Consider the following 12,966-nt stretch of genomic DNA (forward strand, 5'->3'; position numbering starts at 1 on the left):
CTCCGCCGAGCAGACTTGAACCCATGACCGACCGGAGCACTGAGCAGCGTACCGAGTCAGACGAGCACGGCGAACCTGAGTTCAAGCCCTATCACCATCCCGCCGCCGGTTGGGGCGCGGCGATCAGCGTCACGAAGTTCCTGGCCCGCGAGCGCGAGCCCATCAGTGGGCCGCACGCGATCATGAAGATGAACCACGAGGACGGCGGCTTCGACTGTCCCGGCTGTGCCTGGCCCGACGACATGAAGGGCCTCAAGCTCGACATCTGCGAGAACGGCATCAAGCACGTCACGTGGGAGATGACGCACAAGCGCTGCGGGCCGGAATTCTTTGCCCAGCACACGGTTTCGGAACTGGCGGAGTGGAGCGACTTCGCGCTCGAAGACACGGGCCGGCTCACCGAACCCATGGTGTACGACGCCGCGACCGACCGGTACAAGCCCATCAGCTGGCGCGACGCTTTCGATCTCGTCGGCCGGGCCCTGGCCGATCTCGACGACCCGAACCAGGCGTCGTACTACACCTCGGGCCGGCTGGGTAACGAGGCGACGTTCCTCTATCAGCTGCTGGCCCGGGAGTTGGGGACCAACAATCTGCCCGACTGCTCCAACATGTGCCATGAGGCCAGCGGCCGCGCCATGCAGGCGTCGCTGGGCACCGGCAAGGGCACCGTCGACCTCGAAGACTGGGAGGCCGCGGACGCCCTGTTCGTCATCGGCGTCAACGCCGCCTCCAATGCGCCGCGCATGCTCACCGCACTGTCGGAGGCCTACCGCCGCGGCGCGCAGATCGTGCACATCAACCCGCTGGTCGAGGCCGGCGCCACCAAGACCATCATCCCGCACGACTTCCTGCGGATGGCGACGTTCAAGTCCACCAAGACCAGCACGCTGAACCTGCAGCCCCGGATCGGCGGGGACATGGCCCTGATCCGTGGCATCGCCAAAGTTGTTCTGGAACAGTCGGAAACGGACCCGAAAGCGCTCGACATCGAGTTCATCGAGCGGTACACCAGCGGGTTCGAGGCCTACCGGGCCGCGGTTGAGGCCACCTCGTGGGACGAGATCGTCTACAAGTCCGGGGTGTCGGAGCGCGATATCCGCAGGGCCGCCAAGATTTACCGCGACGCCGACCGCAGCATCATCAGCTGGTGCCTCGGCGTGACCCAGCACGAACACGGCGTCGACAGCGTCCGGGAGATCGTGAATCTGCTTCTGCTGCGCGGCAATCTGGGCCGTGAAGGCGCCGGTCCGTCACCGGTGCGCGGCCACAGCAACGTGCAGGGCAACCGCACCTGCGGTATCGACCACCGGCCGGCCGAGGCCTTCCTGGAGCGGCTCGGTGAAGTCTGTGGCATCGATCCGCCGCGCGCGCACGGCCTCGACACCGTCCACACCATCGAGGGCATGCACACCGGCGACGTCAAGGTGTTCATCGGCATGGGCGGCAATTTCGCCAGCGCGGCACCGGACACCGCGTACACCTTCGAGGGCCTGCAGAAATGCGACCTCACCGTGCAGGTCAGCACAAAACTCAACCGCAGCCACGTGATTCACGGGCGGCAGGCCCTGATCCTGCCGTGCCTGGGCCGCACCGAGAAAGACCACCAGAAGGAGGGCATCCAGTCCACCTCGGTCGAGGACTCGATGAGCATGGTGCACCTGTCGGTCGGCATGAAGAAGCCGGCATCGCCGCACCTGCTGTCCGAGCCGGCGATCATCGCCGGTATCGCGGCGGCCGCGCTGCCGCAGAGTCAGACGCCGTGGCACTGGTATGTCGAGGACTACGACCGCATCCGCGACACCATGGCCAAGGTGCTCAACGGTTTTGAGGACTTCAACCGGCGGGTTCGGCTGCCACTGGGCTTCCGGATCAAGCAGCCCGCACGGGAGCTGATCTTCCTGACCCCGTCCGGCCGCGCCGAGTTCTCCGCGGTCGAGTTGCCCGACGACACCGTCAGCGAAGGCACCCTCATCCTGGCGACGCTGCGGTCGCACGATCAGTGGAACACCACCGTCTACTCCGACAACGACCGGTACCGCGGCATCAAGAACCTGCGCACGCTGATCTTCATGAACGAGCGCGACATGGGCGACCGCGGGATCAAAGAGTTCGACGACGTCGACATCGTCGCGACAGCGCGTGACGGCAGCGTCCGCTCGCTGCGCCGCTACAAGGCGGTGCCCTACGGCATCCCGCGCGGCAACGCGGCCGGGTACATGCCCGAGATGAATGTGCTGTGCGCCATCGGCGATTTCAGCACGCAGAGCGACCAGCCCATCATGAAGAACGTCAAGGTGACGGTGACGAAGTCGGCGGGAGACTAGAAGCTTCTGGGCGCATCCGGGCTTCGCGCCCGGGGTGTTTCCAGGAGCGAAAACTTGTCGGTGCCGTCTGCTTTGATGGTGTCATGTCCACCGCTGCAACGGCTTTCGATGTTGAGGCGTCGCCGTGTGAGCGTATGGATGCGTTCTTCGACGAGATAGGTGAGCTGACTGGTCAGCGCAACGCGATCGACGCGCGGCTGGTGGAGATTGCGGCCGAGATCGATCGTGACGGGCTGTGGGGTGCGACCGGTGCCCGATCGATGGTGTCGTTGGTGGCGTGGAAAACGGGTGTGTCGCCGCGTAACGCGGAAGTCCTGGTGGCGGTCGCGCACCGGCTGGAGGAGTTCCCGCGGTGCGCTGAGGCGATGCGTGAGGGTCGGTTGTCGTTGGATCAGGTCGGGGTGGTCGCCGAACACGCCGCGGACGGGTCGGATGAGCACTATGCCCAGTTCGCGGCCAGCGCTACGGTCACCCAGTTGCGTACGGCGGTGAAGCTCGAGCCGCGGCCGGAGCCGGAGTCGAAGCCGGATCCTGAGCGGTCGATCAAGAAGACCACCCACGATGACGGTTCCACGACGTACACGATCCGGTTGCCGAAGCTGGAGGCGGCGAAGTTCGATGCCGCGCTGGCTTCGCACCAGGATGCGTTGGTCACGGACTGGAAACGTGACCACGAGAACGATGACCGTGTGTCGGATGAGGCGCCGCCGTTCCCGAATCAGGTGGATGCGTTCATGAGCGTGGTCGACGCCGGCTGGGACACCGACGTCGCACGCCGGCCGCACGGGCAGCACACCACGGTTGTCGTGCACCTGGACCTCGACCACGACAGCGCGGCACTGCACTTGGGTTCGGTACTGACTGACGATGAACGTCGACTGCTGTTGTGCGACGCCTCCTGCGAAGTGTGGCTCGAGCGCCACGGTCAGCCGATCGGTGCCGGACGCAGCACCCGCCAGATCAGCCGCCGCCTGCGCCGAGCTCTGGAACACCGCGACCGCTGCTGCGTCGTTCCCGGGTGCGGGGCCACCCGCGGCTTGCACGCCCACCACATCATCCATTGGGAGAACGGCGGTCTCACCGAACTGCACAACCTGGTCCTGGTGTGCCCCTATCACCACCGGTTGCATCACCGGGGTGGCATCACCATCGCAGGACCCGCCGACCGGCTCGTTGTCACCGACAGTGCCGGCAGCGAACTGCTCGGTGGATCACTGGCCCGGCCACCCACCACACCCCGCCCTGAGGTTCCACCGTGCCCAGGCCCGACCGGGGAACGTGCCCAGTGGTGGTGGTACCAACCCTTCGAGCCACCACCAACACCGTCGACCAACTAGGCGAAGCGCCAACGGAACTGGCCACGCGCGACGCCTATTCGCGGGTGCCGGGCAGCAGCATCGATACAGCGATCGCGGCGGTGACGCCGATGATGGTGTCGATGCCGCGATCGGCCAGCAGCACAAGCGGTTCGGTGGGCACGGCCAGATCGGTCATCAGCATGATCAACGGCGTGAAGAAGCCGAGTGCGACCGCATGGTGGTGGGCCATGAATAATTCGGTGGGAAACAGCAGTGCCATGACACAGATGGCCAGCACGTACTCGCTGGGCCCGGGCACGAGTAGCGCGGCCGCCACGGCGAGACCGATGAAAGTGCCACCGAGGCGGTGGATTCCGCGCCTGACGCGACCGCTGGCATCCGCCGCGGCGAGCGGCCCGGCTGCCGCGGCAATGGCCCAGTTGGCATGATCGACACCCAGAGCCAGGCCGGCGGTACCCGCCGCGGTGATGGAGAGCGCGTAGCGGCCCGCGTGGATCAGCACGTCGCGACGGTTCGGCAACGCCAGTCGGGTCACCGGCTCCGCTGCGCGGGGCGCATCGAGAATGCCGAGCAGGACAGACAGTAGAGCTGTTGCGGCACAGAGCAATATCGCGGACGCCGGCGCCACCCGGCCGGCAGGTACCGTGGCGATGGCGCCGAGCGCGAAGACGCCGTAGAACGGACCCTCCGGTTTGAGCGCGAGGTAGTCGGTCACCACCGATCCGATGGACGCGACCGTCACGGCGGCGATGACCAGGACTGCCGGTGGGACATGGGAATTGGCCAGCGCCACCCCGATGGCCACGCCCAGGACCAGGATCACCGCGCCCTGTGTCTGGTGTGCGAACCGGCGGCCGCGGGTTTCGGTGCGGCCGTACATGCCGGTGATCGCACCGAACACCGCGTAGATGATCAGGTCGGGGCGCCCGGCTGCCAGCAGGGCGATGCCGGGGATAGCCAGACCGAGCGCCACCCGCAAGGCCGGGCGGTGGTCCTCCATCGGCGGGGTCATGGCCCTGCGCACGCGCGTATAGACCGTGCGCATGGGCCCACTCCGATCGATGAACGACTGACTCAATCAGGTTGTCGCAGTCGGGGAGTGACCGTCAAAGTGGAAGTTCCGAGCAACTGATCGGCTGCGCCTATCACCCGAGCACGGGGAAGCTGCGGCGCTTGGCCAGCCGGTCCATGCCGGACTGGATCGCGAACTGCACCTCGTCGTACACCTTGTCGACGTACGCGGCATCGTTCGCCCGCTCGGGGTCGGTGTCGACGTAGATGGGGTCGAGCAGTTCGGTGCGGATCTTCGCGGGCAGCGGCAGATGCGCGGGCAGGATTTCGATGGCGAGCGGGAACGGGAAGCCGGCGATGATCGGCATGTTGGCGCCGCGCAAGCGCTTGCCGAGGCCGCTCCACTTGGCGAGGAACTTGCCTTCGTTCAACACGAAGACAGTGTCGTGCCCACCGATCGTCGCGACCGGGACGATCGGCACGCCGGACCGGATCGCCTGCTTCACAAAGCCTTTGCGGCCGGCGAGGATCGCCTTGTCGCGGTCGCGCCAGGTGCGCATCGCGTCGAGTTCGCCGCCGGGCCACACCACGACGTCACGGCCGGCGGCCAAGGCGCCCGTGACACCGTCGCGCGAAGCCGGGATGACCCCGACGGCGCGGAAGTAGTCACCGAGACCGGGCGCGCCCATCAACACGTCGTGCGCGGTGCCGTGCAGGACCCGCTGCCCGTCGAAATGCCGGTACCAGGAATGCACCAGGGTCCAGGCGTCCATGGTCAGGGAGCCGCCGGAGTGGATACCGATCAGCAGCGACGGCTCGTCGGGCACCCTGTGCCAGCCGTCGATCTCGAGCCGGAAGTAGTTGTCACACAGGAAGTTCCAGATCGGGTTCTGGATGTACCGCATGAAGGTCGGGTTGGGGACGCTCGGGGCGGCGGCCGGGTTGGGGGCGGCAGTCAGCGTGGTCATCAGTCCTCGTTTGCGGGGTCTGGCCGTCCGCGGCGCCTACCGATCGCGCGGACCATGGCGTTGATCGCGGCAAGGGTCAGAACGGGGAGCAAGGTGGCGACGACGTAGGCCACACCGCCGATGACAGTCATGCGACGCCTCTCTGGTGCGGATGTCGAGCCTGTGCAGGTAGGAACCTTGCCGCTGTGGTCGATGGCTACGTTACGGAGGTCGGAGGGCGGCGGCGACATCCCCAGCGGCCGAAGATCTGACGCAATTGCGCGGATATGTTGTCGCGAGAAGCCAACGCGATCCCCACCAGTTGACGCACTGCAGGAATGTTGCTGTGGACCAGCTCAAGGCCGGTGCCGCGGGTCGTAATTGTGCGTCAGCGTTTCCGGCTCGGCGACGGCGAAGTCCCCGTCGGAGAACGTGTACCGGTACCACGGGGCGTCGTCGCAGCGGCCCAACCGGGGTCGCAGATTGCTGAACGCCCGGTAGATCGTGCGGTAGGGCTGGCCGTTGAAGTGCTCCAGAATTTCCTTCCACGCGCGTGGCTGCTCGCGGATGAGGTCGGCCATGGCGGCGGTCAGGTCGTCCTCCGACAGGGTGACCACATCGGCCGGGGGGTCGGGCAGCACGAACACCGAACTGCGGTCGAAGCTGCTGCGGGTGAACTGCGGCCCCATCGGGATGGTGCAGTCGAAGCCGATCTTCGACGCGGTGCCGGGTGCGACATCGGACCCGATCATCGGGTCGACGGTCATGGTGTTGCCGCCCGGCAGCAGCACGGTGTCAAGGTGCGGCATGTACCGGAACGCCATGGCCAACTGCACAGCGTTGTCGTCCCAGATGTCGATGTCCTCGTCGAACACCATCGCGATTTTCGGCAGCGCCAGCTTGGAGCAGGTCAGCATGATGCCGAGGGCCTGTTTCGCATCACCGCCCCCGTTGGGCTTGATCTTGGCGTAGGCGATGTTCGACAGACCACCGAGCGGGCACCGGACCTCTTTGACGTTGATGCCCGCGAACTTCAAGGCGCCGAAGATATCTGCCTCAACCGCGGGCAGCTGCAACATGTTGTCTGTGTACCAGGGGTGCGCGCCGCCGATGGTGGCGTGCTGGAAGATGCCGCCCTTGCGATAGGTCATCGCCTTCACCACGGCTCGGTAGTTGTGCTTGATGCCGCCGCCGTACATACCGCTGAACTCGCCGTACGGACCTTCGTCGTGCGTCAGCCCCTCGGACGCCATCAGCTCGCACTCCAGCACGATCTCGGCGTTCGCGGGCACCAGGACATCGATGGTCTCGCACTGCACCAACCGGGCCGGGTGCCCATAGAAGCTGCCGAGCACCTCGAAATCGTCGGTGTCGGCGGGCACGCCCGTCAGCGACGCCACCTTGTCGAGGATCGGACCACCGAGGACGATGGCTACCTCGAGGTTCTGCCCTTTCTCCTGCGCCGCAATGGCATTGATGCGCGCCCGGTGCGAGGTGCACGTCATGTCGAACATCTTCTCGGTCTTGGACCGGAACATGCTCCGGTAGATGCCCCAGTCGTGGATGCCGGTGTCGGGGTGCCGGCTGACCACCAGGTTGTCGTTGGTGTACGCGTGCCCGTCCCGGTCGTGGTGCAGGAACAGTGGCAGCCGCGTGAGGTCGACGTCGTCACCGATCAGGATGACTTCCTTGCACGGCGCGGTGTCGACGATCTCTGGCTTGATGCGGCCTTTGGCGAGCTCGCTCATCATGAAGCCGCTCTGGCTCTTGTCGCAGCCGAGCCCCCACGCGTACTGATCCTGATTGGAGTACGCGTTGGCGAGGAACTGGAATTCGCAGTCCTTGACGTTCTCCACCAGTACGGCCGTCAGCGGGTTGGCCTCCATCACCGCGGGCAACTCGTCGACCCGCTTCTCCTCGGTGACGCGGACGAGCAGACCCGCTTTCTCCATCTCCTCGACGAACTCGGTCAGGGTCTGCTGCGGCATTGCGCGTCCTATTCAGAAGTGGTTGTGGGGCCGGTCTTTTCGTCCAGTTCCGGAAACTCGTATTCCCGCCAGCCGGGCACATCGGCGACCTCGACGACGCGACCGCCGTGTTCTTCGAGTGCCGGTCCGCACACGTCGCCGACTTTCTTGACGATGGTGCCGTAGGGATAGGTCGCGTCGGTGCCGATGGCGGACCCGGTGCGCTGATCCGGCGGCAGGGACTCGTCGGCCGTCGGGTCCAGCGGGCCGCCGGGCAGGCCCTCGACGATGATGACGTCGCGCGCCGGTTGGGTGCGAAACGCCATGGCCCACTCGACCTGTTCGGAGTCGTAGACGTCGATGTCGGGGTCCACCACGACAACCTGTTTCGGTCGCAGGTTGCTACCCATCGCGGCCAGGATGAGGCTGCGGGCCTCGCCGGCGAAGCGCTGGCGCATGGAGATCACCACGCGGAAATAGACGCCGCCCGACGCGGGGATCGACACCTTCTCGATGGTCGGAAACTGTTGGCGCATCATGTCGAAGAACGACGCCTCGAACGAAAGCTGCTTGAGGATATGGTTTTCCGTTGTGGGGCGGCCGGTCAGCAGAGCCTGGAAGTAGGCGTCGTTGCGATGGGTGATCGCGGTCGGCCGCACCACCGGCTTCGGGGAGGCCGGGGTGTAGTAGCCGGTGTACTCACCCAGCGGACCTTCGGTGACGGTCTCGGTGAAGTCGACCTCGAACTCGATGACGACTTCGGCGTGTGCCGGCACCGACACGTCGTTGGTGCGACATTTCACCAACTCCACTGCCGCGCCGCGCATTCCGCCGACGACCTCCCAGTCGTTGGTGTCCTCGGGCACCTGGATCGGGCCCGTGTAGGCGATCATCGGGTCGACGCCGATCACCAGCGCAGCCCGGAAAGTCTTGTGCCCCATGGCAAGCGCTTTGGCTTGATTCTTGGCGAAGCGGTGGTTCGGGATCGCCATGAGCGTCATGGTCTTGCTGTCGATGATCTCGCAGCGGTAGTGCCCGATGTCCGGCACTCCGGTCTCCGGATCGTGGCTGACGACGATGCCGGGCGTGATGTACGGGCCGCCGTCGTCCGGGCTGTACCTCGGCACCGGCAGGATCGACAGGTCGATGTCATCGCCGAGGATAACGTTCTCGTGCACCGGACCGTCATCGACGTACACCGGTGGAATGCGGGTCTTCAGCCGATTCACGATGTCGCCGAACGCGTTCTCCTCGGTGCAGCCGTAGGCCAGCAGCGCTTTGGCGCGCGAGTTGTAGATGCCACCGACCAGCGGGAACTTGGTGCCATTGTTGTTGAAGACAATGGCCGGCCCACCGGTTGCGGCGCTCTTGCGCATGGCCTTGGCGACTTCGAGCTCGAGGGCCACCGGCCGGGCGACTTCGATGAGTTGCCCTTGGTCGCGCAGCGCGGTGAGAAACGAGCGGAAGTCGTCGAAGGGCATCGTCCAGCGCCATCCTTACTCTGGTCTTTCTCGGTCGCGGCAAATATCTGTCTACTACGACTAGCCAGGTCGGGTCACCGAACACCACAATTGGTCACCGTGCAGTTACCAGATTTTGCTCTGCGGGTACATCGCGAAGACGGGGTCGAGCAGGCGTGCGTGCTGCTGCAGGACCGCTTCGGTCTCGACGTGAACCTGATGTTGTTCGCGGCTCGGGTTGGCGTTGCAGGTCAGCTGACGACGGACACGCTTGCGGTCGCGAGCGAGCGAGTGGCCCGGTGGCACAGCGAGATCGTCCGTCCCCTGCGTGCTGTGCGACGGAGGCTCAAGTCCGGGCCACCGCCGGCGCCCAGCCCGGCCACGACCGAGCTCCGAGAGCAGCTCAAGGCCGTGGAGATCCGCGCCGAGCTGATCGAGCTCGACGAGTTGGACGCGCTGGTGCCTGATAGCGAGCCGGTCGGCGGGGACACCGTCGCACGGGTCGCCGAGGCCCTGACGATGGTTGTGCGCGCACAGTCGGACCGGCCATTGACCAGCGACGAGGACGCGGCGCTGGCTACGATCGCCGCAGCGGCTGCAGGAGTGGGGAACACATGAAGCGACTGATCGTGGCGATCACCGGTGCATCGGGGGCTGTCTATGGCATCCGGGCACTGGAGTTGTTGCGCGGTGTCGCCGACGTGGAGACGCACGCCATCGTCACCACCGCGGCGCACCGCACCATCGCCCAAGAGACCAAGTACACGCATGAGTACGTCCGTGACCTCGCCGATGAGGTACACAACCCACGCGACATCGCAGCGACCGTGTCGTCCGGTTCGTTCATCACCGCCGGCATGCTGGTCGCGCCGTGCTCCATCAAGACCCTGAGCGGAATCGCACAGTCCTACAACGATTCTCTGGTCGTGCGGGCCGCCGATGTCTGTCTCAAGGAGCGGCGGCGCGTGGTGCTACTGCTGCGCGAGACGCCGTTGCATGCCGGGCATATCGAGTTGATGGCCCAGGCGACCCGCAACGGCGCGATCATCATGCCGCCGGTGCCGGCGTTCTACACCGTCCCGCAGACCCTCGACGACATCGTCAACCAGACCGTCGGCCGTGCCCTCGACCTGTTCGACGTCACCCTGCCGGACGTCAAACGCTGGAACGGCATGACCGTCGACCAGTAACCCCGCCAGCAGACAGAAACTAGACGATGTAGCTGGTGGCTGCCTGCAGGTGCTCGATGGCCTCGGCGGCGATCTGGGGCACCAGCTCGGCGCACGACGGCAGGCTGTCGATGATGCCCGCCACCTGGCCCGAGGCCAGCACGCCCGCCTCGGTGTTGCCTTCCACCAGACCGGCTTTCAGCAGCATCGGGGTGTTGGCCGCCATGACGACCTGCGACCAGGTCAGGTCCTTGCCGTGGCGCATGGCCAGGCCGTCCTTGACCATCGACCGCCAGGTCATGCCGGACATCTTCTTGAACTTCTGGGCATTGCCGATCGCGGCGGCGAAACCCCGCACGGGGGAACCGCTTTCGAGCTTCTCCACCAGGCCCGTGCGCAGCACGCGGTGCGGCATGCCGTCGACGCGGGTCGACACCACGGTGCCGTCCAGCGCGGCGTCCAGGTACCGCTGCTTGACCGCATCGGGCACCGTCGAGTCCGAGGTCAGCAGGAACCGCGTGCCCATCGCGACGCCGGCGGCGCCGTAGGACAGCGCGGCCGCCAGGCCGCGGCCGTCGAAGAAGCCACCCGCGGCGATCACCGGCATGCCGGTGTCCTTGACCGCGTCGAGTACCGACGGCAGCAGCAGCGTGGTGGCGATCGGGCCGGTGTGGCCACCGCCCTCGCCGCCCTGCACGATCACCGCGTCGGCACCCCAGCTCGCCACCTTCTTGGCGTGCTTGGCCAGGCCGACCGACGGGATCACCACGACGCCGGCATCTTTCAGCTTGGCGATCAGCTCGGGCTTGGGAGCCAGGGCGAAGGAGGCGACTTTGACTCCTTCGCGGATCAGGAGGTCGCAGCGGGCGGCCGCATCGCCGGCGTCGGCACGCATGTTGATGCCGAACGGCTTGTCGGTGGCCGCCTTGACCTTGGCGACGGCGGTCTGCAGCTCTTCCAGCGTCATCGTCGCCGACGCCAGAATGCCGAGACCACCGGCGTTGGAGGTGGCCGCGACCAGACGCGCACCGGCCACCCAGCCCATGCCGGTCTGCACGACCGGGTATTCGATGCCGACCAGCTCGGTCAGCGGGGTCTTGAGCTTGGACATCAGGACTAGATCGCTTTCACTTCTTTGTCCCGCAGAGACTTCGGGTCGATGACCTCGCGCAGCAGCTGCAGTTCATCGGCGGTCGGCAGGCGGGTCTCGCTGGCGGCGTCCAGGCCGTGCACCTCGAACGAGGTGTTGTCGGCGACCTCGTCGGCCGTCACACCTGGATGCAGCGACACCGCGCGCATCTGGTGCTCGGGGCCGTTGAAGTCGAACACACCCAGGTTGGACACCACCTGGTAGACGTTCAGGAAGCGGTACGCCGGGTTGGCCGGATCGACCTTGTCCCAACCGATTCCGGAGACGATGTCGACCGAGTCGGCGAACACGCGCTTGGTGTGGTTGCCCACGAAGTAGCTGGTGGCGTGGTTGATGCTGTTGCCGGGCGCGCCGCGGACGCCGAACATCTGGCGGGTCGGCTGCTGGATCGGGCCGAAGGCCGACAGGTTCTGGTTGCCGTAGCGGTCGATCTGGTTGGCGCCCATGACCACATGGCGGCGGCCCCAGGCCAGGGTCTCGAAGACGCGGTTGAACGGCATCCAGCCCTCGACGGCGAACGGGGCGCCGATCGCCGGGGTGTCGGCCAGCATGCGGGCCTCACCGTCGGTGATCACGATGTCGGGGGAGAAGGTCAGCCGGGCCAGGCGGGCACCGATCTGCACGACGGTCGTCATGGGGCTGGCCATGATTTCCCCTGCGTCACGGAACAATTCGGCGCAGGCGACGGCACAGACCTCGGCGCGGGTTGCGTCACTCACTTGGCGGCCTCCTTCTGGGCTGCTTGGGCCTCGGCGAACTTACGGACCGCGGCCTGGTAGTCGGCTTCGGTTCCGGACAGGTAGGTCTTGACGAACTCGGCCCACGTCTCCTCCGAGCCGGCGGCTTCGGCGTAGTGGCGCTGGAACTTCTCGTCACGCCGGTAGTCGGGCTCGTTGGTGGTGAAGTGGGCGCCGTTCGGGGCCTCGACGACGGTGTCGACCATCATGCGGTTGATGACCTGCTGCTGCGGCACAACCGATTTCACCAGCTCTTCGGTGGAGACGATCTTCTCGACCGACAGGTGCCGGCGCTTGGCCGACATCAGGAACAGGTCGTCGAAGTAGGGGTCGATGCCGGTGTAGGCGGCATTGCCCTTCACGTCGCCGAGGTTCATGTGCACGAACGCGGCGTCGAGGTTCAGCGCCGGCATGGCGATGAGTTCCTCGTGCGCACCGTCGGTCTCGTACGGCGAGGTGACGGTCTTGAGCTCGTCGCCCCAGAAGGTGCGGACGTCGCTGCCGAGGCCGGCGCGGATCGGCAGGAACGGAAGACGTTGTGCGGCAGCCTGCAGACCACAGCGCAGCATGCCCTCGTCCATCTCGCGGGCCTCGATGGCGCCGCTCATGCGGGCCTTGGCGAACCACGGGTCGTAGAACGGCGGCGAGTCCAGTGACACGAAGCCGTAGTACACGCGCTTGACCTTGCCTGCGGCACACAGCAATCCGAGGTCGGGGCCGCCGTAGGTGACGACGGTCAAGTCGGTGACGTCGGTGCGCAGCAGTGCGCGGATGAACGCCATCGGCTTGCGGCGGGAACCCCAGCCGCCGATGCCGATGGTCATGCCGCTTTCGATCTCGGCGACTGCGGCTTCGAGAGTTGTTGTCTTGTCTGCCATT

The 12,966-nt window shown here is 66.2% G+C and carries 12 protein-coding genes; 4 read left to right on the forward strand and 8 right to left on the reverse strand.

The genetic code is table 11. The features are described 5' to 3' along the window. Nucleotides 1–23: 23 nt before the first annotated feature. Together TL10_RS03790 and TL10_RS03795 are read left to right on the forward strand one after the other, a co-directional pair. Nucleotides 24–2,327, forward strand: a complete 2,304-nt coding sequence (locus TL10_RS03790; RefSeq protein ID WP_043984568.1) for an FdhF/YdeP family oxidoreductase — start codon at nucleotides 24–26, stop codon at nucleotides 2,325–2,327. Nucleotides 2,328–2,410: 83 nt separating this feature from the next. Then, nucleotides 2,411–3,664, forward strand: coding sequence for an HNH endonuclease signature motif containing protein (locus TL10_RS03795; RefSeq protein WP_043984569.1), 1,254 nt, complete (start codon nucleotides 2,411–2,413; stop codon nucleotides 3,662–3,664). Nucleotides 3,665–3,698: 34 nt separating this feature from the next. Here the strand turns inward: TL10_RS03795 and TL10_RS03800 are convergent, their stop codons facing one another. The 5 genes from TL10_RS03800 to TL10_RS03815 all read right to left on the reverse strand — a co-directional run bounded on the left by TL10_RS03800 (nucleotide 3,699) and on the right by TL10_RS03815 (nucleotide 9,052). Further along, entirely contained in the window at nucleotides 3,699–4,691 is a 993-nt protein-coding gene (locus tag TL10_RS03800) for an FUSC family protein (protein ID WP_043984570.1), read from the reverse strand. Between the two features lie 100 nt (nucleotides 4,692–4,791). Then, nucleotides 4,792–5,625, reverse strand: a complete 834-nt coding sequence (locus tag TL10_RS03805) for a lysophospholipid acyltransferase family protein (protein WP_043400337.1) — start codon at nucleotides 5,623–5,625, stop codon at nucleotides 4,792–4,794. Continuing rightward, on the reverse strand, nucleotides 5,625–5,756 hold the full coding sequence (locus TL10_RS31920) for a hypothetical protein (RefSeq protein ID WP_260971750.1): 132 nt from the start codon (nucleotides 5,754–5,756) through the stop codon (nucleotides 5,625–5,627). Before TL10_RS31920 ends, TL10_RS03805 begins: the two co-directional genes overlap by 1 nt. 204 nt (nucleotides 5,757–5,960) lie before the next feature. Continuing rightward, on the reverse strand, nucleotides 5,961–7,592 hold the full coding sequence (locus TL10_RS03810; RefSeq protein ID WP_043984571.1) for a UbiD family decarboxylase: 1,632 nt from the start codon (nucleotides 7,590–7,592) through the stop codon (nucleotides 5,961–5,963). Nucleotides 7,593–7,600: 8 nt separating this feature from the next. Continuing rightward, nucleotides 7,601–9,052 carry a UbiD family decarboxylase gene (locus TL10_RS03815; RefSeq protein ID WP_043984572.1) on the reverse strand — a complete coding sequence of 484 codons (1,452 nt, stop codon included), beginning with the start codon at nucleotides 9,050–9,052 and terminating at the stop codon, nucleotides 7,601–7,603. Nucleotides 9,053–9,151: 99 nt separating this feature from the next. On the opposite strand from TL10_RS03815, the gene TL10_RS03820 reads away from it, so the two are divergent. Continuing rightward, on the forward strand, nucleotides 9,152–9,649 hold the full coding sequence (locus tag TL10_RS03820; protein ID WP_051955134.1) for a TIGR02444 family protein: 498 nt from the start codon (nucleotides 9,152–9,154) through the stop codon (nucleotides 9,647–9,649). Beyond that, entirely contained in the window at nucleotides 9,646–10,221 is a 576-nt protein-coding gene (locus TL10_RS03825; RefSeq protein WP_043984574.1) for a UbiX family flavin prenyltransferase, read from the forward strand. Before TL10_RS03820 ends, TL10_RS03825 begins: the two co-directional genes overlap by 4 nt. 19 nt (nucleotides 10,222–10,240) lie before the next feature. On the opposite strand, the gene ipdC is transcribed toward TL10_RS03825, so the two are convergent. Genes ipdC through ipdA form a run of 3 tightly spaced genes read right to left on the reverse strand, consistent with a single transcriptional unit; the run spans nucleotide 10,241 to nucleotide 12,965 of the window. Continuing rightward, nucleotides 10,241–11,311 (reverse strand): (3aS,4S,5R,7aS)-5-hydroxy-7a-methyl-1-oxo-octahydro-1H-indene-4-carboxyl-CoA dehydrogenase, encoded by a 1,071-nt coding sequence (ipdC, locus tag TL10_RS03830; protein WP_043400327.1) that lies wholly within the window; start codon nucleotides 11,309–11,311, stop codon nucleotides 10,241–10,243. Nucleotides 11,312–11,316: 5 nt separating this feature from the next. Then, nucleotides 11,317–12,069 (reverse strand): cholesterol ring-cleaving hydrolase subunit IpdB, encoded by a 753-nt coding sequence (gene ipdB, locus TL10_RS03835; protein WP_043984575.1) that lies wholly within the window; start codon nucleotides 12,067–12,069, stop codon nucleotides 11,317–11,319. Then, nucleotides 12,066–12,965 (reverse strand): cholesterol ring-cleaving hydrolase subunit IpdA, encoded by a 900-nt coding sequence (gene ipdA / locus TL10_RS03840; RefSeq protein ID WP_043984576.1) that lies wholly within the window; start codon nucleotides 12,963–12,965, stop codon nucleotides 12,066–12,068. The genes ipdB and ipdA overlap by 4 nt, the downstream gene beginning before the upstream one ends. Between the last annotated feature and the right edge of the window lies 1 nt (nucleotide 12,966).

Origin of the sequence: Mycolicibacterium llatzerense (genome assembly GCF_000878195.1) — a bacterium.
Lineage (GTDB): Bacteria > Actinomycetota > Actinomycetes > Mycobacteriales > Mycobacteriaceae > Mycobacterium > Mycobacterium llatzerense.

What these genes read in the sequence shown, in the direction of transcription:
- TL10_RS03790 (WP_043984568.1), top strand. Translation starts at nt 24, where the DNA reads ATGACCGACCGGAGCACTGAGCAGCGTACCGAGTCAGACGAGCACGGC.
- TL10_RS03795 (WP_043984569.1), top strand. Translation starts at nt 2,411, where the DNA reads ATGTCCACCGCTGCAACGGCTTTCGATGTTGAGGCGTCGCCGTGTGAG.
- TL10_RS03800 (WP_043984570.1), bottom strand. Translation starts at nt 4,691, where the DNA reads ATGCGCACGGTCTATACGCGCGTGCGCAGGGCCATGACCCCGCCGATG.
- TL10_RS03805 (WP_043400337.1), bottom strand. Translation starts at nt 5,625, where the DNA reads ATGACCACGCTGACTGCCGCCCCCAACCCGGCCGCCGCCCCGAGCGTC.
- TL10_RS31920 (WP_260971750.1), bottom strand. Translation starts at nt 5,756, where the DNA reads ATGACTGTCATCGGCGGTGTGGCCTACGTCGTCGCCACCTTGCTCCCC.
- TL10_RS03810 (WP_043984571.1), bottom strand. Translation starts at nt 7,592, where the DNA reads ATGCCGCAGCAGACCCTGACCGAGTTCGTCGAGGAGATGGAGAAAGCG.
- TL10_RS03815 (WP_043984572.1), bottom strand. Translation starts at nt 9,052, where the DNA reads ATGCCCTTCGACGACTTCCGCTCGTTTCTCACCGCGCTGCGCGACCAA.
- TL10_RS03825 (WP_043984574.1), top strand. Translation starts at nt 9,646, where the DNA reads ATGAAGCGACTGATCGTGGCGATCACCGGTGCATCGGGGGCTGTCTAT.
- ipdC (WP_043400327.1), bottom strand. Translation starts at nt 11,311, where the DNA reads ATGTCCAAGCTCAAGACCCCGCTGACCGAGCTGGTCGGCATCGAATAC.
- ipdA (WP_043984576.1), bottom strand. Translation starts at nt 12,965, where the DNA reads ATGGCAGACAAGACAACAACTCTCGAAGCCGCAGTCGCCGAGATCGAA.